This window comes from Sediminibacterium sp. TEGAF015, from assembly GCF_025997995.1.
Taxonomy (GTDB): domain Bacteria; phylum Bacteroidota; class Bacteroidia; order Chitinophagales; family Chitinophagaceae; genus Sediminibacterium.
This window is the reverse complement of the sequence record NZ_AP026683.1, coordinates 2,690,443-2,716,287: the sequence shown is the minus strand read 5'-3', so window position 1 is coordinate 2,716,287 and position 25,845 is coordinate 2,690,443. Positions and strand designations below refer to the sequence as shown.

Genomic DNA, 25,845 nt, shown 5'->3' with positions numbered 1-25,845 from the left:
TGAAGAGCGGTTAAAAATAGAAGCAATTGAGCACTATTGAAGGAAGAACGCCAACCAATACAATGGCAGCGGCTACCAATAACAGACCAATTTTGAATCCCTGCCCTATTTCAGCCGTTTCTGGCTGTCCTTCCTTGAAGTACATAGCCTGAATTACTTTGAAGTAATAATAGGCACTGATGGCTGCAAATAATACGGCAACAATTACTAACCAGATTGGACCACCTGCTTTTACTACAGATGCCAACATAAAGTATTTGGCAAAGAATCCTGCAGTTAAAGGAATACCGGCTAAAGAAAGCAAACAAATGGTCGCTACAAAAGCCAATACAGGTTGTGTGCTGGCTAGTCCATTGAATCCGTCGAAAGTATAGTCTTTCACTTTCATTAGAATGGCGAAGAATCCGATAGTGGCCAAACAATAAGCCACAGTATATAAAATGATCCCTTCAGTTCCTAAATCGTTATTACTGTACAATGCAAACAACATGAAGCCTGCCTGTGCAATACTGGAGTAAGCCAGCATTCTCTTGATGCTTCTCTGAAATACAGCAGTGATATTTCCTGCAAATAAAGTGGCTACAATAACAAATGAAAGTATAATTGACCAGGTTGGTCCCAATAAACTGGTATTGGAAGCGAATAATTTAATGAAAGCAAAAAATCCTGCAGCTTTCACAATGGTTGACATGAATGAAGTGAACACACTTGGTGCCCCATCGTAAACATCCGGCGTCCAGAAATGGAAAGGTGCAGCAGACACTTTAAAAGACATGGCAGCGAACAATAATAAAAGACCAGCTACCTGTAGGAAAGAAGCCGACTGAACGCCCGCAGATGGTGGCAATGCAGAATTAGTTACTCCTACCAAGCCAAAGCTACCGGTTGCTCCATACAATAATACAATACCCATCAACATGATACCGGTTGTGAAAGAACCCATCAGAAAATACTTCAGAGAAGCTTCATTGCTTTTTAAATTCTTTTTATCGGAACCAGTTAAAATATATAATGGGATAGATAAGATTTCAATTCCAAGGAATAACATTAGCATCCCATTGAAAGAAGTAAGGATGGCAGTTCCGCAAAGCACAAAGAAAATCAGCGCATAAAAATCAGCTGTTTTGTTCCCGAGTTTCTCCAGCTCTGATCCACTTAACAAAACAAATAGTAAGGTTCCTGCAATTATCAAGGTATTAAAGAACATGCCCATCTTATTAAAATGAAGCAGTTCTTTTGTGTCGACCTGTATAGAAAAAATGCCATAGCTATTCAGAAGATTAGCTACAAGCAGTATGACTAATGCAACTATTGCCGTCAAGGTAATCACGGGTTTCTTATTGGTAAGAATGCCTGTAAACATCATCACCACACCCATTATTGCTGAAAATATGATTGCGTTCATAACTACTCTATCGTTCTTTTACTTATTTACAAATATTGCGGAAACACTGTCTCCGGTTAAATCTAATAGTGGCTGAGGATATACACCAAACACCAATATCATCAACGTAATAATCACTAGTGCTACCTGAATATTGAAAGGTATTTCACTTGCTTTTTCAGTGGTTGCATTCACATTTCCGTAAATAACACGCTGAACCATATTCAATGTGTAAACCGCTGCAAGTATGATACTAATACCTGCAACAGCTGCCATTACCATATTGTACTGGAATAAGCCATTGAACATTAAAAACTCTCCTATAAATGCATTGGTTAATGGAAGGGCTACATTGGCCAATGCCATCACTACCAGTAGAATTGCCATTACCGGGGCTTTCTGTGCCAGCCCGCCCAATTCTTTCATATTGGTTGTGCCCAATTGTTTTTCTATTAAGTCAGCAATAATCCAAAGTCCAATTACATTTACACCGTGGCTGAACATTTGAATCATCACACCTTCCATAGCAGTTGCATTGTTCGTAAACATAGCAGCAGACATTAAACCAATATGCGCAATAGAAGAATATGCAATCATGCGTTTTATATCATCCTGTCTGATAGCAATCAACGATGCGTAAATCATACCAATTACAGATAAGACAATAATCAGGTTGGCAGATTGTGCAGCTGCAACAGGGAACATTGGCAACAACCATCTGATTACAGCAAAAACGCCCATTTTAACCATGATTCCACTCATTACCATGGTAGTAGCTGTTGGAGATTGTTCGTAAGCATCCGGCTGCCAGGTATGGAATGGGAATATGGGCATCTTTATGGCAAATGCAACAAAGAATAACCAGAATAAAACGGTTTCCTGTTTTGCAGACAATTGAACTGCCTGAAAACTTTGCCATGAGAAGGACTGATCTGCAGTGCTGAAATACATGAACAAAAGTCCAATCAGCATCAGCAATGATCCTACAAACGTGTACACAAAAAATTTGAAAGTAACCGCAATTCTTTTTTCTCCACCCCAGATGGAACAAAGGAAATATACAGGGATTAAAGCCAGTTCCCAGAAAAAGTAAAACAACAAAGCATCAGACGCTAAAAACACCCCCATCAAACCTGCCTGAGACAATAACATTAAACCATAAAAAGAAGCGGCCTGTTTATACGTATTATTATATATCGCTGTAAAGATTATAGGGAAAGATACTGCTGTTAATAAGGTCAGCATTTTTGCCATTCCATCTGCCTTCAAAGTGATTCTGCTACCAATGCTTGTTAACCAGCTAGCATCGTAAGTTAGGGTACCCTGTGCAAAAACGGCAGATAAGGAAAGGGCTGCTGTAGCTACAGAAGCCAGCAAAGCAAAATTTTTTGCTGCATTTCCCTGCTTTAAAAAGAAAGCAATTAATCCTGTTACAAGCGGTGTTAATATGAGTAATAAAGTAATCATTATTGCAGAGCTACTTGATGAACGAATTAAAATAATTTATTTAAAAAACCAATGATGGTTGAATCATTAAACCATACGATAAAAAACACAACCAACGATAAAATCATAATCAACAGATAGCTTGCTACCTGTCCGCTTTGAATCAAACGTACTTGTCTGGAACCGTAGGCAATAAACTTCCCTACGCCATTCACCAATCCGTCAATACCAGACTTTTCTACTACTTCTTTTAATGCACCGGCCAGCATATTCAACGGATTTACTACAATAGCATTGTACAATTCATCTACATACCATTTATTCAATAGCACTTTGCCTAGTCCTGATTCTTCTGCTTCATTTTGCTGATAGTTCTTATAAGACTTTACAGCAAAAGTGATGACAGCAATAATCAATACTGTTACTACTCCCATCATTATATATTCTTGGGAATGACTTAAGTGATGCGCTGTTGCCTGCTTAGCAGAATCTGCAAAAATGGGCGCTAAGAATCCTGCCAACCAATGTTTGTTTTCTGCAAATACAGCAGGTATTCCAATGAAACCTCCTATTACAGATAAAACAGCTAATACAATTAGCGGAACAGTCATAGCAGAAGGGCTTTCATGTAAATGATGTTCCTGCTCATGTGTACCGCGGAAGTTTCCAAGGAAAGTAAGGGTATACAAACGGAACATGTAAAACGCGGTCATTAATGCACCGCCAACACCTATATAATAGAAGATGGGATTACTACTGTACGCAGCTACCAGTATTTCATCTTTAGAGAAGAAACCGGAGAATGGAGGAATACCTGCAATGGCCAAACAAGCCAATAGGAATGTGATATGCGTAATGGGCATGTACTTTTTTAAATTTCCCATTTTGCGGATATCCTGTTCATGGTGCATGGCATGAATCACAGATCCTGCACCCAAGAATAGTAAAGCTTTAAAGAATGCATGGGTCATTACATGGAACACAGCTCCAGTATAGGCACCAACGCCTAATCCCAAAAACATATACCCTAACTGACTTACGGTTGAGTAAGCCAATACTTTTTTAATATCGTTTTGCTTCAAGGCAATCGTTGCAGCAAATATGGCCGTTGCCAATCCAATTACGGCTACTAATGTTTGTGTAGCAGGTGCCATGGTATAAAGAATATTACTTCTCGCAATCATGTAAATACCTGCAGTTACCATGGTTGCGGCGTGTATTAATGCAGATACCGGAGTAGGACCCGCCATTGCATCAGGCAACCAGGTGTATAAAGGAATTTGAGCACTCTTACCCATTGCCCCAACAAACAGCAAAGTGGTAATAGCAGTAATATCAAAAGAAGATAATTGACTGATACCTGCAAATACATCTGTATAATTAACAGTGCCTAGTTTAAAAATCAACCAGAATACCGCTAACAAGAATCCAAGGTCACCAATTCGGTTCATGATGAAGGCTTTCTTGGCAGCATAGCTGTAATCACCATTCTTAAACCAGTATCCAATTAATAAATAAGAACACAATCCAACACCTTCCCATCCAATAAACATAATAACATAGTTGCTACCCATTACAAGCAACAACATAGAGAAGACGAAAAGATTTAAATATGCGAAGTATCGTGCAAAATGATGAGGCGCTTCCTCTTTCATGTATGCAGTAGAATACAAGTGAATCAGGAAACCAATACCTGTAATAATTAACAGAAACAAAACTGACAACTGATCTACCTGAAAGGCAAAAGGAATAGTAAATGCCTCAGTCTGTATAAAGTTAAACAAGGTAACTACGCTGTTGATAGGAGCACCGCCGCTATTGGCTGCCAATCCATATACCTGTCCAAATAAAAAGCAGGACGTTAAAAAGGACAGGAAGATCATACCTGATCCAACAATACCTACCGCAGATTTAGACAGACGCTGTCTGCCTAATCCGTTTATCAGGAAACCCAGCAAGGGAAACAAGGGGACTAAAAAAGCAATTTTACTCATATTACTAAGTTGCGGGTGCTAGTTTTTCAATCGGTTCAGGAAATTAATATCTACAGAATGCGTATTTCTATACAGCATCACAATAATGGCAAGGCCCACACTCACTTCTGCTGCAGCTACCACCATAATAAAGAATACAAACAACTGGCCTTCTACCCCTGCAGTGCTTGCTGCATTGCTGGTTAAAGCAGCTGCGTGGTGCATTTTGGAAAATGCAACCAATAGCAGATTCACTGCATTTAGCATCAACTCTATGCACATGAAAACTATAATAGCATTGCGTCTGGTTAAGACTCCAATAATACCAATGCTAAACAAAGCCAGTGAAAAATAGATATAGTATTGTATAGGCATAATTGCGTTGTTATAGGTTAGTCTTTTTTACCAATTACTACAGCACCAACCATGGCGCTTAAAAAAAGTACACTGCTGATTTCAAATGGAACAACAAAGTCACTGAACAATGCCTTGCCCAAATTCTTGATCAATCCAATATCACCAGTCTTCATTAAAGCAGCTTTGCCGGAAAGCTCAGTTGCCTGTCTTACCAGAGAAATCATTACCATCAGAAAACAACCACCTGACACTACACCGGCCAGTTTCATCCACCAGTTTTTCCTAGGTTCTGTATCGGCATTCAGGTTCATTAACATGATTACAAACAGGAACAATACCATGATAGCCCCTGCATACACAATCAGGTTCACAATAGCCAGGAACTGTGCATTCAGCAAAATATAATGACCTGAAATGGCAAAGAATACCACAATTAACCAAAGCACACTGTGCACTGGGTTCTTACTTACCAGTACCATGATGGCACTGAATATGGCCAGCGCACTTAAGAAAAAAAACAAAATTTGTAAAGTATCCATCTGTTTAATTGTATTATAACCTTGCAAATAATTATACTCTTGCTGCACCTTTTGCTGCTGCGTATTCCTCAGGAGCTTTGTTCTTATCCGGAATCAATAAATCATCTTTTCCGTAGATAAAGCCTTTTCTGGTAAAATTAGCAGGTGCAAATGTTTCGCTTAAATAAATAGCATCTTTAGGACAAGCTTCCTCACACAATCCACAGAATATGCAACGCAGCATATTGATTTCATATTTGGCTGCGTATTTCTCTTCACGGTATTTGTTCTCTTCACCAGGCATTCTTTCCGCAGCTTCCATAGTAATGGCTTCTGCTGGACAAGCCACAGCACATAATCCGCAAGCTGTACAACGCTCTCTTCCTTCTTCATCTCTGTTTAAAACGTGCAGACCTCTGAATACAGGACTGAACTCACGCTTTTGCTCAGGATATTGAATTGTGGGTTGTTTCTTGAAAATATGGCTGAAAGTAATAGCCATACCCTTTAATATATTGGGCAAGTAAATGCGCTCCATAAAGCTCATTGGCTCTCTACTTACTTGTTTTACTCTGTTTGTTAAAGCTTGCATGTAATCTTTTATATAAAAGGTTCACAAATGTAAATGTTTGGTTTTATCCCTGCTGCCACAAAATCACTGCACCTGTTGCCAACATATTCAACAAAGCAAGTGGTATTAATTTTTTCCAACCCAGGTTCATTAGCTGATCGTATCTGAATCTTGGAATGGTCCAGCGAATCCACATGAACAGGAATAAGAAAATCACAATCTTGGTAAGCAATGACAACACGCCCAAAATCGCTGCCATATTCGGCGCCAAGGTAGATTCATCCAGGAATGGAATATCGTAACCACCAAAATACAGGCTGGCCATAACCGCACTACTCATAATCATGTTTACGTATTCTGCAAAAAGATAAAACCCAAGTTTCATAGATGAATACTCCTGATGGTACCCCATGTTCAATTCGTTTTCTGCTTCAGGCAAATCGAAAGGCGTTCTGTTACATTCTGCCATGGCACAAATGAAAAACAATAAGAAACCTAGTGGCTGATATACAATATTCCACCAAGCACCCGGTGCCATTTGCTGATCAACAATTGTTTTTAAACTCAATGACCCTGAAAGCATCAGAACAGCAATCAATGAAAGGCCCATGGCCAGCTCATAACTAATAGCCTGAGAGGCTCCGCGCAATGCAGCCATCAGGGAAAACTTGTTATTGGATGCCCATCCACCAATCATGATACCATACACGCCCATACTCACTACTCCAAACACATACAGAATTCCGATATTGATGTCAGCAATCTGCAAATCAATTTTTCTTCCGAATAATTCTACAGAACTACTCCATGGAATAACCGCACAGGTCATCAGCGCCGCTGTCATTGCCATAGCCGGTCCTAAAATAAACAAGGCTTTATTGGCTGAATTCGGAATGATTTCTTCTTTCATGATCAACTTCAAACCATCCGCCAAAGGTTGTAATAAACCCATTGGACCCGCACGGTTCGGACCTGGTCTGTCTTGCAATACTGCCGCTACTTTACGTTCAGAAAACGTAGTATAAAGGGCAATGCCCAAACTGGCGAAAACAATAATCGCAATCAGGATTAGTTTTTCCAGCATTAATATCCAATCTAAGGCCAATAGTGTCATGCTTCTGGTTTATTAGTCTTTATTCGATGTAAAGTCAGTTGAATGTGCAGGTCTGTCTAATTTGCTCAAAGTAATTTCAGGCTTGTTCACTTCGCTAACGCTATGAATATCCATGAGCAACTTAGGCTGGCGACCAGCATGCACTGCTTCAAAAGTTTCTTTTGGTTTGTGTGTACCCACATTACCTGCATAGTGACCCTGAGAAATGACTGAGTGACGGTCAATCAGTCTGGGTCCTTCAATTACCCAATCACTGGTCTGTTTCTTATCGAATCTGCAAGTATTACAAATCCAGTCTTCCACTTCACCCCACTGATCTTTGCGTGCAGTAACCCTGAATACTTCATCTCCTCTGTTCCAAAGCGTTACTTTACCGCTACAAGTAGGACAGTCTCTGTGCGCATCCATTGGTTTTAAGAACCACACCCTGTTTTTGAAACGGAATGTTTTATCTGTCAATGCACCTACCGGACAAACATCAATGACGTTTCCAATAAATTCATTGTCTAAATTTTTCTCAATATAGGTAGCAATTTCTGCGTGATCTCCTCTGTCTAATACGCCATGCTCTCTCTTTCCAGTCAACTGATCTGCTGTAAATACGCAACGGTAACAAAGAATACAACGCGTCATATGCAATTGAATTTTGTCACCTAAATCGTGCTTCTTGAATGTTCTGCGCTGGAACTCATAACGGGTACCCGCTTTGCCATGCTCGTAGCTAAGATCCTGCAAGTGACATTCACCGGCCTGATCACAGACTGGACAATCCAATGGGTGATTGATTAATAAAAATTCCACCACACCACTACGTGCATCCATTACGCGGTCACTCGTAATATTTTTAACTTCCATTCCATCCATTACAGTTGTGCGACAGCTAGCAACGAGTTTAGGCATAGGTCTTGGATCTTTCTCAGATCCTTTGCTTACTTCTACCAAACAGGTTCTGCACTTACCACCACTGCCTTCCAGTTTGCTGTAATAACACATAGCAGGGGGAGCAACATCGCCGCCAATCTTACGCGCCGCATTCAGGATAGTAGTTCCCGCAGGCACTTCTACCGTGATATTGTCGATGGTTACTTTAAATAATGGTTGTTCAGACATAACTTAATTAAGCTGGTACATGAATAGGATCTGCATAATGCGCCAATCCATAATTTCTTTTTTGTGCTTCTTCAGGATGATTCACATGCCATTCAAATTCATCTCTGAAATGTCTAATGGCAGCTGCTACCGGCCATGCAGCAGCGTCTCCCAAAGGACAGATGGTATTTCCTTCAATCTTGCGTTGAATATCCCATAACAAATCAATATCACTCATCTTACCTTTGCCGGTATCAATGTTCTTCAGAATTTTTTCCATCCATCCGGTTCCTTCACGACAGGGTGAACACTGACCGCAACTTTCATGGCGATAGAAACGAGCCAATGTGTAGGTGTTTTTAACAATACACTGGTCTTCGTCCAATACAATAAATCCACCTGATCCCATCATAGATCCTGTTGCAAAACCGCCATCACTTAAACTTTCATAGTTCATGTAACGGGTTTCGCCCTTAGCTGTTTTCAATAAAAGATTGGCAGGTAAAATAGGAACAGATGATCCTCCAGGTATACAGGCTTTCAATCTTTTTCCGTTAGCAATACCTCCGCAATATTCATCAGAATAAATAAACTCTTCTACAGAAATGGTCATATCAATTTCATACACACCGGGCTTATTGATATTACCGCAGGCAGAAATCAGTTTGGTTCCGGTAGAACGGCCTACACCAATTTTAGCATATTCATCTCCACCCATATTGATGATAGGAACCACTGCTGCCAGGGTTTCTACGTTGTTCACTACTGTTGGTCTTCTCCACAAACCTTCAATCGCAGGGAATGGAGGTTTAATTCTTGGATTTCCTCTTTTACCTTCCAATGATTCAATCAAAGCTGTCTCTTCCCCACAGATATATGCACCTGCTCCTCTCTGAACATAGATATTACAATCGAAGCCTGTACCTAAAATATTTTTTCCTAAGAAACCATTGGCTTTGGCTTCTTCAATTGCCTGCTCTAGAATGTCTACAATCCATGCGTATTCACCACGGATATAAATATAGGTATCGTTACTTCCCAATGCGAATGAAGAAACAATTAAGCCTTCAATTAGCAAATGAGGAATAAACTCCATCAGATAACGATCCTTAAAGGTTCCCGGCTCACTTTCGTCTGCATTACAAACCAGGTGTCTTGGCACCCCTTCAGGCTTGGCAATAAAGCTCCATTTCATTCCCGCAGGGAAACCGGCACCACCTCTTCCGCGAAGTCCGCTTTTCTTTACTTCTTCCACAATGGATGCGGGATCCAATTGTTTCAAAGCTTTTTCTACCGCACGGTATCCGCCTTCTTTTCGATAGGTTTCAAAGTATCGGATACCAGGCACATGCGCTTTTTCTAATAATAATTTTACACCCATATCTTAATAATTTGCGGCAGCATTTTTTCTGCATTCATCAATAATGGCGTCTACTCTTTCTTTGGTTAAATGCTCACGAAAGTGTTTTCCCATCTGCATCATTGGCGCATAACCACATGCACCCAAACATTCTACAGTCTTCAGGGTAAACATTCCGTCTGCTGTGGTTTCCCCTGGTTTAATTCCCAGTTTGGTTCCAATATATTCAATAATGTCGTCACATCCGTTAACCATACATGGTCCTGTCTGGCAAACTTCGAACATATATTTACCAACAGGTTTTAAATTGTACATGCTGTAGAAAGTAGCCACTTCATACACTTCAATTGGAGTAATGCTCAACAGTTCTGCCACATAATCCATGGTTTCAGCACTTAACCATCCACCAAAGCTTTCCTGTGCCAAATGCAGTACAGGCAATAAAGCACTCTTTTGTTTTCCTTCCGGATAACGAGCTACCAAGCGGTTAAACTCTTTCAGTTGTTCATCATTAAACTTAGTCATAGCTTCTTTTATTAAGCATCCAATTCACCTGCAATCAGGTTTAAACTACTCATGGTTAAAATGGCATCAGACAACATGCTGTCTTTTACCAACTCAGGATAAGCCTGATAGTAAATAAAGCAAGGTCTGCGGAAATGTAGTCTGAACGGCGTTCTTCCTCCATCACTGATCAAATAGAATCCTAACTCACCATTGCCGCCTTCTACTGCTTGATATACTTCCCCTTTGGGCATATCTACTTCACCCATGATAATTTTGAAGTGCCAGATTAATGCCTCCATTTTTGTGTACACATCTTCTTTCTTGGGAAGATAATATTCAGGTACATCTGCATGATATACTTCTGCTTCTGTTCCTTTGAATTCCTGAATTTTATTGTATGCCTGCTGAATAATGCGCATACTCTGCCACATTTCTGCATTTCTTACCAGGAAGCGATCATAGTTGTCTCCGGTTTTTCCTACCGGAATATCAAATTCAAAATCCTGATAGCTACTGTAGGGAGTATGAACGCGTACATCGTAATCTACACCAGCTGCTCTTAAGTTGGGACCTGTAAAACCATAATTCAATGCACGTTCTGCACTGATAGGACCGCCACCAATGGTACGTTCCATAAAGATTCTGTTTCTGGTTAACAGGCTTTCCAATTCACCTAAAGCAACTGGGTACTCTTTTAAGAATTTCTCGAGTTTCGTAAACGCTGTATTTGAGAAATTCCTCTCAAAGCCGCCAATACGCCCAATATTAGTAGTAAGACGGGACCCACATACTTCTTCATATATTTCATAAATTAATTCACGGTACTGCATTACATACAAGAATCCGGTAAATGCACCAGAGTCTACCCCAACAATGGAGTTGCAGATCAGGTGATCCGCAATTCTAGCCAATTCCATAATGATCACACGCAGATAATCAACACGCTTTGGTGTTTGAACTCCCAGTAATTTTTCACAGGTTAAATGCCATCCCATATTATTGATGGGACTACTACAATAATTTAAACGATCTGTGATAGGAGTAACCTGATAGAGCGGTCTTCTCTCGGCTAACTTTTCAAAAGCACGGTGGATATAACCCACTGTTTGCTCACTAGACACTACTCTTTCACCATCCAGCTCCATGATGTTCTGAAATACACCGTGCGTTGCTGGGTGGGTGGGTCCCAGATTGATGGTTGTTGTTTTCCGCTCAATCGCGTCTTCTGCTAATGTTATATTGTGATCACTCATGTTTTAAATTTTATCCGCGTCCAAACATTTCGTCGTCTTTGTCAATTCTAGTTTGATCTTCCAGAGGATATTCTTTTCTTAAAGGGAAATAATCCATCTCATCCACATTCAAAATGCGTTTAAGATTGGGATGTCCCACAAAATTTACTCCGAAGAAATCATAGGTTTCTCTTTCCATCCAGTTGGCCGAAGAGAACAATTGAGAAGCGGTGAAAACGTCTGGTGTTGCAATAGAAGTAAATACTTTAAAACGGATACGCGTATTTTCTACAAGATTGTGTAAGTGATAAACAACCGCCAATTCCCTTCCTGCGTCATCAGGATAATTCACTGCACACAAATCAGTTAAAAACTGAAATCCAAGGCTTGGTTCATCGTATAGGTACTGCATTACTTTTAAGTTGAAATCCTTGGGCGCTTCAAAAGAAAGCATACCATAGGTTTCTTCAAAGTTGAAGACCTGATCTCCAAACTTTTCAGTAAGCTTTTGCTGGATATATTCGTTGCTGATTGCCATAATATTATTGTATTCCGTAGCCGTTCAATAATGCTTTATAATGATCACTGTTTCTTCTTCTGATGCTCTCCTGACCAACCAGTTCCTGGATTTTCATGAATCCGTCTAAAATCGCTTCTGGTCTGGGTGGACATCCAGGTACATATACATCAACAGGGATTACTTGGTCAATGCCTTGTAAAACACTGTATGTATCAAAAATTCCACCACTGGAAGCACAGGCTCCAACAGCCATTACCCAGCGGGGCTCGGCCATTTGCAGGTAAACCTGACGTAATACAGGACCCATTTTTTTTGCAATGGTTCCCATTACCATTAGCAAATCGCACTGACGGGGTGAATGACTCATTCTTTCCGCACCAAATCTGGACAAATCATAGTGAGAAGCAGCAGTGGCCATGAACTCGATACCACAGCAGGAAGTTGCATAAGGCATTGGCCAAAGAGAGTTCTTACGTGCCAATCCTACCACATCACTTAGCTTGGTAGTAAAAAATCCTTCTCCACCGTACCCTTCAGGCGCATTAACATAAGTGATTGAATCGGCAATTTGCGCCTCTTTTGGATGTATATTGAATCTTACCGGACGTGACATAATACTGAATATTAATAGTTATAATCCTGTTTAACGTATAGAACAGCTACTAAGGGGTTTGGTTCGGTTTCCCCCTTAATCCATTAGTCTTCCCACTCCAAAGCACCTTTTTTAATGATGTAGGTAAATCCGATCAGGAAAAATCCTACAAACATTACTACTGCAAGAAACCCATTCCATCCCAATTCTCTGAAGTTTACTGCATAAGGATAAAAGAAAATCACTTCCACGTCAAATAAAACGAAAAGAATAGCCACTAGAAAGTACTTAATGGCCATGGGCTGGCGAGCATTACCATGAGATTCGATACCACTGGTAAAATTCTCCAGCTTATCGGCGGTTTTACGCTTGGGTCCAACCCAGGATGAGATACCAATCATGGTTGCTACAAAACCTGCAGCAAAAATCAATTGAATGGCAATAGGCAGATAATTGGAAGCAGAATTGCTTGAACTTGCGTCAATCAGAGTAAATAATGGTTCCATAGTGCGCTTTAAGTCCGCAAAAATACGCTTGTAAAGCATATAAAAGAAAAACTCCTCAATTTGAGGAGCTTTTTCTTTACGTTAATTTTAAACTAGCGACTTAGCTGCCGGTTTTAGCACCTGAAGCGCCACCTTTTCCTGTTGGATTGGAGTAATAATCAATGTTTTTCTGAATGGTTGCTTTTACATCCTGGGCAAATTTGTTATTTTCTTCTCCGGCAGTTGGGTAAAGGGCTAACATTTTGTCTGCCACTTCAATGGCTTTTTGACAAACCGCCAAGAACTCTTCTACTGCAGGAGATTTTTCACCCTTGGTAGTGACTTTGAAATCAGGACGCTTTTTGATTTCGTTGAAAAGATTCACATAATAGTTAATCTTAAAGTATTCATCTAAGAAAATAGTCTTTCTGTGCTTTTCTAAATCTACTTTAGCGTAAACAGAATCTAGATAATTTAAATTTTCAATGATTTTTGCAGTATCCTTACCATTTGCCATTGCAGCTCTCTTGAAGAAACTGTACGGCTGAGGCTTATCAGGGTATGCTGCCATGTAAGGCTTAGCAAATTCAATTACTTGATCGTATGCTTTTGCATTAAAAGCAGAAGAAGTTAGTTTGTAATGATCAACCTCTGCTAACTCGCCCTTCATCAACATTCCACGCTTCATTAAATTTAACTGAGCTTGGTATGCTTTTGCTTTACCCAACATATCAGCAGCAGTATTGATAAAAGCAATTTGATTGGCTTTTAAAGTATCTGCCTGTAAAGCTTTATCTACATAGGTTAAGGCAGTTGATTCGTTTCCAGGAAACTTAGTTACCACTTCAACTCCTAATTTATAATCGGAAGCCTGAATTTCTGAAGCAGGTGCTGAGTTCAAAAATTCTTCAATGTATTTCTTAGCAGTTAAAGAGTCGCCTTTTCTTAAATAATTGAATGCATATACAACTCCTAATCTAGGAACAGCTTTTAGTCCTACCGCTGCATCTAACTCTTTGGCTTTTGCTAAAGACTCATCGTATTTACCTGCACGGAATAAATAATCTGCCTGGTACAATTCATTTCTTGAATCCTTATCTGCAGTGCGAACATACTGATCTAAGTATTCCTTTGCCTTGGTTACATCTCTCTCAGAATAGTACTGATACAAAGCATAGTATACCGGAGGAAAACCTGCATCAGCAGTTTTTGCGTTATCAAAATACTGATTAAACAATTCTTCATTGTTTTGGCTTCTATAGATTAAGCCAATTCTAAACATGGCCAACGCATTTTTAGGATCACGTGCAATGGCTTCTGTATAAGCTTTCACGGCTTCTCCACCATTTTCACCACCCATTTTCTGATAGCTGATACCCATATAGATATAGATATCAGGATTGGTTAAATCCAATGCACCTGCCTGCTTTAATTTATCAATACCATATACAGGATCTCCCATCTTGCTGTCTCCATCCGCATTGGCACGACCAATAGCAGTTAAGATAGCTGGATTAGGCTTTCCTTTGTTTTTACCTCTTGTTTCAGTTGTTGCAGTAATGGCCTGTTCAAACTTTTGTTTCGCTGAATTAAGGTCTCCACCTTCTCTCAACTCAACATGTCCCATACCTACCAGCAACCAGGCATCGCTGCCCAATTCCTGCAAACCTTTCTGATACAACGCTTTTGCAGCAGCAACATCTTCTTTGGTAACTTCAATTCCATTACCAGCCAAATGCGCCTGACCTAACCAATAAATGGCCTGAGGATCTTTAGCATTTGCATCATAGTTTTTCTGCAGTACTTCTTTTGCACTTTTGTTTTTTTCGTAATGCAACAGCTTAATGCCTTCGGCAATTTGAGCCGTTAAGCATTGTACGGCAAATACAGCTGCAAACATCAAAGCAACGGTCTTCTTCATGTTCTCTCTTTTTATAGTTGTTTTGTTATTCGTTGTTTATACTACTATTCCTTTTATGAAAAGCCATTTTAGCCGGAGCTAAAAAAGATCTTCTGAAAATCAACTGTCCTCTTTCCAGACTCATGAAATTCATAAAGCCTGTACCGAGTCCTGCATGGTTCTCTTTCAATACATAAATCAAAGGTCGTGCCAGAGGGTACTGACCATAAGTTATGGTTGATTGAGAAGGCTTTGCAAAAATTCCTTTTTCTAAACAAGCGGTACATTCAACTCTTGCCAATCTTATCTTCTTCAGATAAGATTGTTGTTGGTTATCATATACATCACCTATCCAGCTTAGGCCTACAAAACCAATTACATCTTTTCGAGAAGTAACTATATCAATCACTTCCTGACTATTATTCGCTGCTACAACGTTTGCCCCAAAAGAACCGCCTTTTAACACACTGTCTTTTAAATAGCGAACTGTACTGGTAGCAGATTTTCCATCCATCACCGCTGTGATTTTATGCTTTCCACTTAATATATCTTTTACATCATTAAAAGTAAATATGCTATCGCTGGCATTATTATTTACAATCAATGCAACTGCATCGTATGCCAATTCCGCATACTGAGGTTGGTAAGATAAAGCAGATTTATAAAACTCAGCTTCTTTCTCATTAAGGCCTCTTGCTACAATAATCATGCGCGTGCTGTCCTTTTGTAAATCTCTGAAACAGTCCGCTTCTGATTTGTAGGAAACTACAATATTGGCTTTAGGGAAAGAGGATTGATGAACTCTTAATTGCTCTTCAATTACAGGCTTAAAGCTTTCATCTACACTAATGTAAATGGTTCCTTCTTCTGTTGTATCCTGAAAAGCATTTTTTGATTCTTTTGAATCACAAGAAACAAAGAGCAAAAAAATCAGTGACCAAGCAAACAATCTATATCTCTTCATACCCTCCTCCATTAATACTCTTGCTTTACGCCTCTGTATAATCTGAATGCTCCATACAAAACACAAATGCTACCGAATAAATTACGATAAAGCGGTTCTGCCGTAAACACCAGATCCATACCCAGCTTTTCTATGAAGAATACTGCAAGTCCTACACCCAGAAATAAAGTTGCCATCGAAATATCATAGATCCTTCTGAAGACACTATACCGTTTCTGGTTTCTCTCTCTGTAAGTATTTTCCATACAATCACTTTACGGGATGGGCAATTTAGTAAATATTTTACGTGAGATGCGCTAAAATTAAAATTCCATAAAAAACTTTCGGTGAATTGGCAATAAACTAATGACCGTTAGTTGTGAACTTATTTACATATTTATCGAAAGGGAATCCCCATTTGCAGGAAACTGGTCCTGCTAATTTAAATGACAATACTATAATTTTGCGGCCTATGAGCAACAAAGCAGGCATACCACAGGGCACAAGAGATTTTAATGCAATAACCGTACAGAAGCGTACTTATATATTCAATACCATACGCTCTGTATTTGAACTCTATGGTTTTCAGCCACTTGAAACACCTGCTATGGAAAATCTGGATACCCTGATGGGTAAATATGGAGAGGAAGGTGATAAATTGATTTTCAAAATCCTGAACAATGGATTGGACAATCCTGCCAAACATGCCCAGATTACCGCTGATTTCCAGAAAGTACTGGAAGGAAAAAATACCAAGGGGATTACAGAGCGCGCGTTGCGTTACGACCTGACCATTCCCTTTGCTCGCTATGTGGCTATGAATTATGGACAGCTGACCTTACCGTATAAAAGATACCAGATACAACCAGTATGGAGAGCCGATCGTCCACAAAAAGGAAGATACAGAGAGTTTTATCAGTGTGATGCCGATGTAGTGGGCAGTAATAGTTTGCTGAATGAACTAGAATTAACTTCTATTTATGCAACAGCATTTGAAAAGCTGAACCTACCTGTTGAAATCAGAATTAATAACAGAAAAATTTTAGCAGGTCTGGCAGAGCTTTGCGGTGGTCTTCAAGTAATGGTGCCTATTACCGTTGCCATTGACAAGCTGGATAAAATTGGGTTGGAAAAAGTAAAAGAAGAATTGGCTACCAGAGAAATTTCTACTGAGCAAATTGCCATTATTGAAAAATACTTATCCATTGAAGGAAGCAATACGGAAAGAATCAGTCAATTAAAAAACCTGATGCAGGAAAACGCAACTGCGTTGAAAGGCATTGAAGAACTGGAATATATTTTAGCCAATCACCCCACTAAAAATCGCGCACAGGTTATTGTTGATTTTACTTTAGCACGAGGTCTGAATTACTATACAGGCACCATTTTCGAAATCAAAGCTATTGGTGCGCAAATGGGCAGCATTGGCGGGGGCGGCCGTTATGATGACCTTACCGGTTTATTTGGTGTATCCAATGTACCTGGCGTAGGTATTAGCTTTGGAGTTGATCGTATTTATGATGTACTGGAAGAATTGCAACTCTTTCCTGAAGCGGTTCAAAAAGGCACCAAAGTATTGTTCTTTAATTTAGGAACCGCTGAATCAAAAAAAGCTTTTGAAATCATGCAGGATTTAAGAGACAGAGGAATTGCCTGCGAACTGTATCATGAAACTGCCAAGTTTGATAAGCAATTTAAATATGCAGAAAAAAAACAAGTCCCTCATGTTGTTATTATCGGCAGCACCGAATTAACAGAAGGGACCTGTATTCTGAAAAATATTATGAGCGGAGAGCAAAAAACTATTTCACAAACTGAATTGGCTTCGCAACTATTCTAAATGCAAATGTTTTAGAAGCTGGCTCTTTGGTTCCAACTAACTCGTATCCCATTGCCAAAATAGTAACACCGGTAACTACTTTGTTTTCATTGCGGGTAAATTTTGCTGTACCCTGGAATTGTGTAATGATATATACATCTTCACCTGACTTTTCTAGTGGAGAAGCTCCGGCAGCAGAGTTCATCATCAATGCCCCATTTTCTAGCACCACAGTTACTTCCGCAACAGGACTTCCTTCAGCAAATTTATACTTGCCTAATAGTTGATTAACAGTTGTGTCAGTTGGAGTTGTTTGTGCGTTGGTAGCTGTTGTAAATCCTACCAGCATTAATACAAGTACAATTAGCTTTTTCATTTCAATAATTTTGAACAAATTAATCAATTCGGTTATAAACGGAATACCTTTTATGTAAATTTTAAATCAACTATGCGTGTTCCTATTTAAGAAAACTATTGCATCCCTTCATAAATGATAGCTGCCCCCTGTCCTACTCCCACACACATGGTAGCCAATCCATATTTGGTTTTGCTCCTGAACATCTGGTGGATCAGGGTTGCCGAAATGCGGGCACCGGAACAACCCAATGGATGTCCCAACGCAATGGCACCGCCATTTACATTCACCAACGAAGGATCCAGCGCAAGGTCCTGCATACAGGCAAGGCTTTGAGAAGCAAAAGCCTCATTCAGTTCAACCAGTCCAATTTCGTTTATGCCAAGCCCTGCCCGCTTCAATGCTTTTTGGGTAGCTGGTACCGGACCGATCCCCATGATAGCAGGATCTACTCCAGCTACGGCCATACTCGTTATTTTAGCAATAGGGTTTAAGTTGAATAATTTGACAGCTTCTTCACTGGCCAGCAATACCGCAGCCGCTCCATCATTAATACCGGATGCATTCCCAGCGGTTACAGTTCCATCTTTAATGAATGCTGGTTTTAAAGCAGCTAATTTTTCCATGCTGGTTTTTCTGGGATGTTCGTCTTTATTCACCCAGCTTACCATTCTGTCTTCCAGCATTTCAACCGCAACTAATTCATCATTCCATTTACCAGCAGCTTCAGCAGCAAAATATTTTTCCTGAGACTGCAAGGCAAAAGCGTCCTGCGCTTCCCTGGATATTTTCCAGGTTCTGGCTACATTTTCCGCTGTTTCACCCATGGTATAAGGATGGTATTTTTCCGATAAAGCTGGATTAATAAAGCGCCATCCAAAACTGGTGTCATATGTTTCCAGCTTTCTGCTCCAGGGACTATCGGCTTTCGCCAGTACAAATGGCGCCCTGGTCATACTTTCTACCCCACCTGCAATATAAAAAAGTCCATCACCGCATTGAATGGCCCGGGAAGCATCCATTATTGCCTGTAACCCACTGGCACAGAGTCTATTTACAGTTGAACCAGCTACTGAAGTTGGCAAACCTGCCAATAGTGCGGCCATTCTGGCCACATTGCGATTATCCTCCCCCGCCTGATTGGCCGCTCCGGCAATTACATCTTCAATGGCGTTGGGATCCACTTCCGGATTGCGTTCTATTAAGGCTCTGATAACTGTAGCCAGCATATCATCTGGTCTTACAGAGCTTAATTTTCCACCGAATCTCCCAATTGGCGTCCTTACTGCATCAATCACATAACAAGCGCTAATCATAGAATATAATTGAGGCTGCAAGATATAAGTTATCTTTGCAGAATGAGTGCTTTGTTACCCAATATTCGCCACCAGAGCCAGGAAAGCCTGGAAACCTACTTCGACAGCATTGGCGAGAAAAAGTTCAGATTAAAGCAGGTACAGGAATGGCTTTGGCAGAAACATGCCCATAGCTTCGAAGCAATGAGTAACCTGAGCAAAGCACTTAGATCCAGATTGGCAGAAGATTTTTCCTTGCCTGCCTTAACCACAGATGCTACCCAATATAGCAATGACGGAACCATTAAAAGCAGATTCAAGACCTTTGACGGACATCTAATTGAAGGGGTATTAATACCAACTGACGACAGAAAAACAGCCTGTGTTTCTTCCCAGATTGGGTGCAGTTTAAGCTGCAAGTTTTGTGCAACAGGGTATATGCAACGGAAGCGAAATCTGAATTTTGATGAAATTGTAGATCAGGTGGTGCTGATTAATCAGCAAAGTGAATCTGTTTTTGAAAAAAAACTAACCAATATTGTTTTTATGGGTATGGGCGAACCCCTGTTGAATTACAATAATGTTTTAAAAGCCATTGAACGAATTTCAGCAGAAGATGGATTGTTCATGAGTCCCAGAAGAATAACAGTATCTACAGCAGGAGTTGCCAAACAAATCAGAATGTTGGGAGATGACCAAGTTAAATTTAAGCTGGCACTTTCCTTACACGCCCCCAACGATGCCAAAAGAAATGAAATCATGCCTATCAATGAAACCAACAATATCAAGGTTCTCACTGAAGCATTGAATTATTTTTATAAGAAGACTGGAAATGAAATTACGCTTGAATATATTCTGTTTAAAAATCTGAACGACTCTGCTAAAGATGCAGAAGAACTCACAAAGGTTTACAGACAAATTCCGGCTGACCTGATCAATATTATTGAATACAATAGCATTGATGCTTTTAAATTCACTAAACCTGACGAAGAAGATACACAACGTTTTATGGACATTCTTGCAGCCAACAAAGTAAACGCAAGACTCAGACGAAGTAGAGGCAAAGACATTGATGCGGCTTGTGGGCAATTGGCAAACAAAGGCTAAGCGCCAGATAAACTAATTCAAATATTTTTATTCATCCTGTTGTAAAACAGCAAATCAACACCATGCAAAAAAGAACAGACAACTTCAGCAAATTTGCTGAAAAGAAAAAAGGGGCAGCTATAAAAGAAGCCATTCGTCAGGAAAAAAGGAAAATCAAGGCAGAAGCCAGAGCAGTCGGCGAAGAAATGAGAGCAAAGAAAAAAGCTCAGGCCCGCGGCGAAGTTTACAGTGGCCCCAAGCAAACGGAAGCTTCAGATAAATTTGCTAGCCGTACCAGTAAAACTGTGAAGGAAAATAGTAGAAATACAACAAACAGCCATAACCGTTTTTCGGAAAACAAAGCAGATAGACCCGCCAGCGGATCCTATAAAGCTTTTAAAGAAGGGAAAACTGGCGATAAAAAATTTTCAAAAGATAAAGGGGCAAAACCAAGCTATCCTGGCAATCCCAGAGATGCAGATTATAAAGCCAAAGCAGTTGGTAGTGAGCCAATGCCATTGAATAAATTCATTGCGCATGCCGGTGTGTGTGGAAGAAGAGAAGCAGCAGAATTGGTAAAAGATGGCAAAGTAACAGTTAATGGCGACAAGGTTTTTGAACCTGGCTATAAAGTTTCGCAGTCTGATAAAATTGTAGTGAAAGGCAAGTCCGTTTTTCTACAAAAAAACCTGGTGTATCTGTTGTTAAACAAACCCAAGGATTTTATTACCACAGCGAATGATCCTCAGGGAAGAAAAACGGTGTTGGATTTAATAAAAGGCGCCACACCTGAAAGAGTATATCCGGTTGGAAGATTGGACAGAAACACTACTGGTGTTTTATTGTTGACCAATGATGGAGAACTTGCACAGAAGCTAACACATCCTTCTTTTGAGGTTAAGAAGATTTATGAAGTAACGCTTGACAAACCGGTTACTAAAAAAGACCTAGATCAGATAGCCAGTGGGGTTACGCTAGAAGACGGATTTGTTGCGGCAGACTCAGTAGGATATGCAGATCCCAAAACAAAAAATGTTGTTGGCATTGAAATACACAGTGGCAGAAACAGAATTGTACGTAGAATATTTGAACACCTTGGCTATGATGTAAAAGCGCTTGACAGGGTTATGTTTGCCAACCTTACCAAGAAAAATGTAGAAAGAAGCAAATGGCGTTTTCTGAATGAGAAAGAAGTTCGTTTGCTGAAGTTCATGAACAAATCATTTGTAAGAAAAAACAAGACCGAGAATCCCGCATGAGTATCGATATCATTTTAGAAACCCCTGATTTTGTAGCTGTAAATAAACCTTCCGGATTATTGAGCATCCCTGACAGAATGGGTGTTGAAATTTCGCTGAAAGATGTATTAAAGCAGAAGTATGGTCAGATTTATACGGTTCACCGTTTAGACAAAGATACCAGTGGTATCATTTTATTTGCAAAAAATGAAATTTCGCACAAAGCACTTTCAGCATTGTTTGAGAGCCGTGAAATGGAAAAGTTTTATGTAGGCCTTGTACAAGGTCAAATGATGAATCCAGGCGGAAGTATTGATGCTCCTATTATGGAACATCCTGGTAAAACAACCAAGATGATGACCCATGTAAAAGGAAAGCCTTCACTAACAGACTACGAAGTACAGGAGCAATTTAGATTGTATAGCTGGGTAAGATTCCAGATTCATACCGGCAGAACACACCAGATTAGGGTGCATATGCAGCATATAGGACACAGCATTGTATGTGATGAAATATACGGTGACCCTAAACCGGTTTTGCTTTCTTCTATCAAGAAGAATTTTAAATTGGCTAAAGTAGCGGAAGAAGAAAAGCCAATCTTATCAAGACTGGCTTTACATTCATCGCAATTGAATTTTTCTTACGAAGGAATTGCCTATTCGTTGGAAGCTCCTTTGCCTAAAGACTTAAGAGCCGTATTACAACAATTAAAAAAATGGAAGGGATAGTGTTTATTGCTTAAACACTTTTCCTCCTTTCATAACAAATTTTACGCGTCCCATACTGGTTACGTCTTTTTCCGGATTGCCGTCAACAGCAATAATATCGGCCATCTTTCCTTTTTCTATACTACCAATGGTATCATCGCCTAATAAATCTGCAGCGTTTACAGTTGCACATTTAATTGCTTCGAGTATGGGCATGCCCACTTCAGTCATATATTGAAACTCCATCCAATTCTTTCCGTGTGCATACACACCGGCATCTGTACCAAAAGCAATTTTTACTCCTCTTTTATACGCTTTGGCAAATGTGCCTTGTATAAAATTTCCTATCACCAATGCCTTTGCTTTTACCATATCGGGATAATAACCTGGCTTCTTGGCAGAGTCAGCAGTAGACTTTCCTGCAACAATGGTAGGAACTAAATAAGTTCCCTTTTCTTTCATCAGGTCCATTACTTCTTCTGTCATATAACTTCCGTGTTCAATAGAATGCACCCCACCTAAAACTGCTCTCTTCATTCCCTCTGCACCATGTGCGTGCGCAGCAACTTTAAAACCGTAATCATTGGCTGTTTGCACAATGGCTTTAATTTCTTCCAAAGAAAACTGAGCGCCACTGCCATCTTTGGCCATGCTTAGCACACCACCGGTTGCAGTAATTTTAATCAGGTCTGCTCCGTCTTTGTATCGCTGGCGAACGGCCTTGGCAGCATCCTCCACACTGTTTACTACCCCTTCTCTCGGACCAGGATCGCCCATTAAATCTTTGCGATAATTATTGGTTGGATCTGCATGACCTCCTGTAGATGCCAAGGATTTACCTGCAGTATATACTCTAGGACCTACAATCCATCCTTTGTTGATGGCATTTCTTAAAGCAATATTTACGTTAGTACCCCCTAAATCTCTTACCGCAGTAAATCCACTCATCAATGTCTTTTCGGCAAACATCACCGATTGGAATGCATAGTCTGCAGGGTTAAAAGTAAAGCCATTTAAATAATTACCAGGCCCTGTTTCAGACTCTAAATGCACGTGCATATCAATCAATCCTGGCATTACCGTCAGGTTTTTCAAATTAATTACTGTTTGATCAGCTGCAGGATTGGTGTAGCCCTTTTGTATTTCTACAATTTTATTTCCCTCAACTACAATGGTCATTTGCTGCAATTGTGTTCCATTTTTTACATCAATTAACTGACCACAATGCAATAGCGTTTTTTGTGCCACTAAAGACTGGCTTACCAAAAAGAGTAAGCCTACCAGAATTATGCGCATACAAACAATTTTCAGGAAGATAACCAATTTTATTGATTGAGTTATCGAGTTTTATTCGGTTGAGGAGTATAACGCAAATAAGGTTTAAGTTCCGTTACTCCTTTGGGGAATCGCTGAATGGCATCTGCAGTGCTAATGGAAGGAACCACAATTACGTCTTCCCCTTCTTTCCAATCGGCAGGGGTAGCAACACTGTATTCTGCAGTTAATTGCAAAGAATCAATCACCCGTAGAACCTCATAAAAATTTCTTCCAGTAGAAGCAGGGTAAGTAATAATCAGCTTTACTTTCTTGTCTGGACCAATGATGAACAAGGACCGTACGGTAAAGGTTTCAGAAGCATTGGGATGAATCATATCATATGCATGTGCAATGCTTCTGTCTTCATCTGCAATTATGGGAAAATCAACAAGCGTATGTTGTGTATCATTGATATCCTCAATCCAACCCTTATGCTTCTCTAAGCTGTCTACACTCAGTGCAAGCACTTTTACATTTCTCTTTTCAAATTCAGCTTTAAGGGTTGCAGTTTTACCCAGTTCAGTTGTACATACAGGCGTATAATCCGCCGGATGTGAAAACAACACACCCCAGCTATTACCTAAGTATTCATAAAAATCAATAGGACCCAAACTGGTCTCTGCGTAAAAGTTGGGTGCTATATCCCCTAGTCGAAGTGCCATAATTTGAAATTTTAGCAATAATAGGCAATTTCCTACTAATTTAGTAGACTAATATTAAAACAACAATCCACTTAACTAGCTATTGAATTATCAGGGTCTTCCTTAGCTGATTTCCTAACTGTCCTGGCTTTTTGTAGCGCCTGTTTTCCAAACTTATTTTTGACGTCATCAATGGCTTTATATAGTTCTCCTTTTTTATCCGTCTCTTCAAATAAAGACCCCTGCATCACATGAGAGGTAAGCTCTGATAGTCGCACCCCCAATAGCCGAATGGGCTGGTCTTTTCGGTACAATTGATGGAATAAATCTATGGCAACAGGAATCAATTCATCGTCTCTTAAAGTGTAGGCAATACTGGTTTGCTTTGTAGTTGTTTCAAAATCGGGATATCTGATTTTCACAGCAATACAGCCTGACAGTTTTCCATCCTGTCTTAATTCGTACGCAACTTTTTCTGTCATCCTAACGAGTTCACTCAATAAAAAAGCTTCGTCGCGTTTGTTTTCTTCAAAGGTATTTTCGGTAGAAATGGATTTAGATTCATGGTAAGGCTGCACCTGGCCCTCGTGAATTCCCTGTGCTTTCTTCCAAAGGTCCAATCCTGTTTTACCCAATAGTTTATTCAATACATCAGGTGAAGTTTCACTTAATTCTCGAATGGTAAAAATGCCATTGGCATTTAACTTTTTATGCAAAGCATCGCCTACACCTGAAAATTTATTTACTGGCAATGGAGCTAAAAAAGACTTCTCCATACCAGGCTGCACAAAGAGGTATCCATTGGGTTTTGCTTCATCGGTTGCAATCTTAGCAATCATTTTATTGCTAGCCAATCCAAAAGATATAGGGAGTTTGGTTTGCTCTATGATTTCGTTTCTCAAATCAATCGTCCACTGAAACGGATCAAAGAATTTATCCATCCCTGTCAAATCAATGTAAAACTCATCTATCGATGCTTTCTCAAACAAAGGAGCTTTAGCTGCAATAATTTCAGTTACCCACCTGGAGTAACGGCTATACTCCCCCCTTGTACCTCTTACAATAATGGCATGCGGGCATAACTGCATAGCCTTTTTCATAGGCATGGCACTTCGTACTCCAAACTTTCTAGCTTCATAACTGCATGTAGTCACCACTCCTCTATCTGCACTGCCTCCAACAATAACTGCTTTACCCTTTAATGTTGGATTGTTGATCATTTCAACACTTACAAAAAAAGAGTCTAGATCTAAATGTGCAATATATCGTTGAAGTGCTGCCATAGCAAAAGCAATATCACCCTTTTATGTGATGGTAGTATCATTTTAATCAGTCTAATTTTGTAGAAATCCTTGTTATGAAACAATGGCTTCTTTCTTTTTTGCTGTGCTTAACA

26 protein-coding genes are annotated in these 25,845 nt (G+C 39.9%); 4 read left to right on the top strand and 22 right to left on the bottom strand.

The annotated features are described in order from the left end of the window. Nucleotides 1-10 precede the first annotated feature (10 nt). From TEGAF0_RS12185 to TEGAF0_RS12105, 17 genes are all read right to left on the bottom strand, one after another. Nucleotides 11-1,405 carry an NADH-quinone oxidoreductase subunit N gene (locus tag TEGAF0_RS12185; protein WP_264898614.1) on the bottom strand — a complete coding sequence of 465 codons (1,395 nt, stop codon included), beginning with the start codon at nt 1,403-1,405 and terminating at the stop codon, nt 11-13. An 18-nt stretch (nt 1,406-1,423) separates the two neighbouring features. After that, entirely contained in the window at nt 1,424-2,851 is a 1,428-nt protein-coding gene (locus tag TEGAF0_RS12180; protein ID WP_264898612.1) for a complex I subunit 4 family protein, read from the bottom strand. Nucleotides 2,852-2,877: 26 nt separating this feature from the next. Continuing rightward, the gene (gene nuoL / locus TEGAF0_RS12175; RefSeq protein ID WP_264898610.1) at nt 2,878-4,824 is read right to left on the bottom strand and encodes an NADH-quinone oxidoreductase subunit L; all 1,947 of its coding nucleotides are present in this window, start codon (nt 4,822-4,824) and stop codon (nt 2,878-2,880) included. A gap of 18 nt (nt 4,825-4,842) precedes the next feature. After that, nucleotides 4,843-5,178: an NADH-quinone oxidoreductase subunit NuoK gene (nuoK, locus tag TEGAF0_RS12170; RefSeq protein ID WP_026764201.1), complete on the bottom strand. Its 336-nt coding sequence runs from the start codon at nt 5,176-5,178 to the stop codon at nt 4,843-4,845. Between the two features lie 17 nt (nt 5,179-5,195). Continuing rightward, nucleotides 5,196-5,699, bottom strand: coding sequence for an NADH-quinone oxidoreductase subunit J family protein (locus TEGAF0_RS12165; protein WP_264898607.1), 504 nt, complete (start codon nt 5,697-5,699; stop codon nt 5,196-5,198). 31 nt (nt 5,700-5,730) lie between these two features. After that, complete coding sequence (gene nuoI, locus TEGAF0_RS12160; protein WP_264898605.1) at nt 5,731-6,270, bottom strand: NADH-quinone oxidoreductase subunit NuoI; 540 nt, start codon at nt 6,268-6,270, stop codon at nt 5,731-5,733. Nucleotides 6,271-6,313: 43 nt separating this feature from the next. Next, entirely contained in the window at nt 6,314-7,363 is a 1,050-nt protein-coding gene (gene nuoH, locus TEGAF0_RS12155; protein ID WP_264898603.1) for an NADH-quinone oxidoreductase subunit NuoH, read from the bottom strand. 12 nt (nt 7,364-7,375) lie between these two features. Then, on the bottom strand, nt 7,376-8,473 hold the full coding sequence (locus tag TEGAF0_RS12150) for a 2Fe-2S iron-sulfur cluster-binding protein (protein WP_264898601.1): 1,098 nt from the start codon (nt 8,471-8,473) through the stop codon (nt 7,376-7,378). Between the two features lie 7 nt (nt 8,474-8,480). After that, the gene (gene nuoF, locus TEGAF0_RS12145) at nt 8,481-9,833 is read right to left on the bottom strand and encodes an NADH-quinone oxidoreductase subunit NuoF (RefSeq protein WP_264898599.1); all 1,353 of its coding nucleotides are present in this window, start codon (nt 9,831-9,833) and stop codon (nt 8,481-8,483) included. A gap of 3 nt (nt 9,834-9,836) precedes the next feature. Beyond that, nucleotides 9,837-10,337: an NADH-quinone oxidoreductase subunit NuoE family protein gene (locus tag TEGAF0_RS12140; protein WP_264898597.1), complete on the bottom strand. Its 501-nt coding sequence runs from the start codon at nt 10,335-10,337 to the stop codon at nt 9,837-9,839. Nucleotides 10,338-10,348: 11 nt separating this feature from the next. Then, nucleotides 10,349-11,572, bottom strand: a complete 1,224-nt coding sequence (locus TEGAF0_RS12135) for an NADH-quinone oxidoreductase subunit D (protein ID WP_264898595.1) — start codon at nt 11,570-11,572, stop codon at nt 10,349-10,351. A gap of 10 nt (nt 11,573-11,582) precedes the next feature. Beyond that, entirely contained in the window at nt 11,583-12,089 is a 507-nt protein-coding gene (locus TEGAF0_RS12130) for an NADH-quinone oxidoreductase subunit C (protein WP_264898593.1), read from the bottom strand. 4 nt (nt 12,090-12,093) lie between these two features. Beyond that, nucleotides 12,094-12,684, bottom strand: a complete 591-nt coding sequence (locus TEGAF0_RS12125) for an NADH-quinone oxidoreductase subunit B (RefSeq protein WP_051417251.1) — start codon at nt 12,682-12,684, stop codon at nt 12,094-12,096. An 83-nt stretch (nt 12,685-12,767) separates the two neighbouring features. After that, a complete protein-coding gene (locus TEGAF0_RS12120; RefSeq protein WP_051408438.1) occupies nt 12,768-13,169 on the bottom strand; it encodes an NADH-quinone oxidoreductase subunit A in 402 nt (133 codons plus the stop codon). Nucleotides 13,170-13,269: 100 nt separating this feature from the next. Beyond that, the gene (locus TEGAF0_RS12115) at nt 13,270-15,069 is read right to left on the bottom strand and encodes a tetratricopeptide repeat protein (RefSeq protein ID WP_264898589.1); all 1,800 of its coding nucleotides are present in this window, start codon (nt 15,067-15,069) and stop codon (nt 13,270-13,272) included. A gap of 25 nt (nt 15,070-15,094) precedes the next feature. Next, entirely contained in the window at nt 15,095-16,012 is a 918-nt protein-coding gene (locus TEGAF0_RS12110) for a PstS family phosphate ABC transporter substrate-binding protein (RefSeq protein WP_264898587.1), read from the bottom strand. Nucleotides 16,013-16,023: 11 nt separating this feature from the next. Further along, nucleotides 16,024-16,257 carry a hypothetical protein gene (locus tag TEGAF0_RS12105; RefSeq protein ID WP_264898585.1) on the bottom strand — a complete coding sequence of 78 codons (234 nt, stop codon included), beginning with the start codon at nt 16,255-16,257 and terminating at the stop codon, nt 16,024-16,026. A gap of 206 nt (nt 16,258-16,463) precedes the next feature. On the opposite strand from TEGAF0_RS12105, the gene hisS reads away from it, so the two are divergent. After that, on the top strand, nt 16,464-17,831 hold the full coding sequence (gene hisS / locus TEGAF0_RS12100; protein ID WP_264898583.1) for a histidine--tRNA ligase: 1,368 nt from the start codon (nt 16,464-16,466) through the stop codon (nt 17,829-17,831). Here hisS and TEGAF0_RS12095 read toward each other — a convergent pair. Further along, entirely contained in the window at nt 17,794-18,186 is a 393-nt protein-coding gene (locus tag TEGAF0_RS12095; protein ID WP_264898582.1) for a hypothetical protein, read from the bottom strand. The two genes, hisS and TEGAF0_RS12095, sit on opposite strands and share 38 nt — an antisense overlap. 95 nt (nt 18,187-18,281) lie before the next feature. Then, a complete protein-coding gene (locus TEGAF0_RS12090; protein ID WP_264898581.1) occupies nt 18,282-19,481 on the bottom strand; it encodes an acetyl-CoA C-acyltransferase in 1,200 nt (399 codons plus the stop codon). A 42-nt stretch (nt 19,482-19,523) separates the two neighbouring features. Between TEGAF0_RS12090 and rlmN the strand changes: the two genes are divergently transcribed. The 3 genes from rlmN (at nt 19,524) to TEGAF0_RS12075 (ending at nt 22,512) form a co-directional block, all read left to right on the top strand. Next, nucleotides 19,524-20,567: a 23S rRNA (adenine(2503)-C(2))-methyltransferase RlmN gene (rlmN, locus tag TEGAF0_RS12085; RefSeq protein WP_264898580.1), complete on the top strand. Its 1,044-nt coding sequence runs from the start codon at nt 19,524-19,526 to the stop codon at nt 20,565-20,567. A gap of 62 nt (nt 20,568-20,629) precedes the next feature. Further along, nucleotides 20,630-21,805, top strand: coding sequence for a pseudouridine synthase (locus TEGAF0_RS12080; protein WP_264898579.1), 1,176 nt, complete (start codon nt 20,630-20,632; stop codon nt 21,803-21,805). After that, nucleotides 21,802-22,512, top strand: coding sequence for an RluA family pseudouridine synthase (locus TEGAF0_RS12075; RefSeq protein ID WP_264898577.1), 711 nt, complete (start codon nt 21,802-21,804; stop codon nt 22,510-22,512). The genes TEGAF0_RS12080 and TEGAF0_RS12075 overlap by 4 nt, the downstream gene beginning before the upstream one ends. A 3-nt stretch (nt 22,513-22,515) precedes the next feature. Here TEGAF0_RS12075 and TEGAF0_RS12070 read toward each other — a convergent pair whose 3' ends face one another. The 3 genes from TEGAF0_RS12070 to dinB form a co-directional block, all read right to left on the bottom strand. Beyond that, complete coding sequence (locus TEGAF0_RS12070) at nt 22,516-23,787, bottom strand: metal-dependent hydrolase family protein (RefSeq protein ID WP_264898575.1); 1,272 nt, start codon at nt 23,785-23,787, stop codon at nt 22,516-22,518. 41 nt (nt 23,788-23,828) lie between these two features. Continuing rightward, on the bottom strand, nt 23,829-24,470 hold the full coding sequence (locus tag TEGAF0_RS12065) for a peroxiredoxin (protein WP_264898574.1): 642 nt from the start codon (nt 24,468-24,470) through the stop codon (nt 23,829-23,831). 71 nt (nt 24,471-24,541) lie between these two features. Then, nucleotides 24,542-25,732: a DNA polymerase IV gene (dinB, locus tag TEGAF0_RS12060; RefSeq protein WP_264898572.1), complete on the bottom strand. Its 1,191-nt coding sequence runs from the start codon at nt 25,730-25,732 to the stop codon at nt 24,542-24,544. Nucleotides 25,733-25,845: the final 113 nt, after the last annotated feature.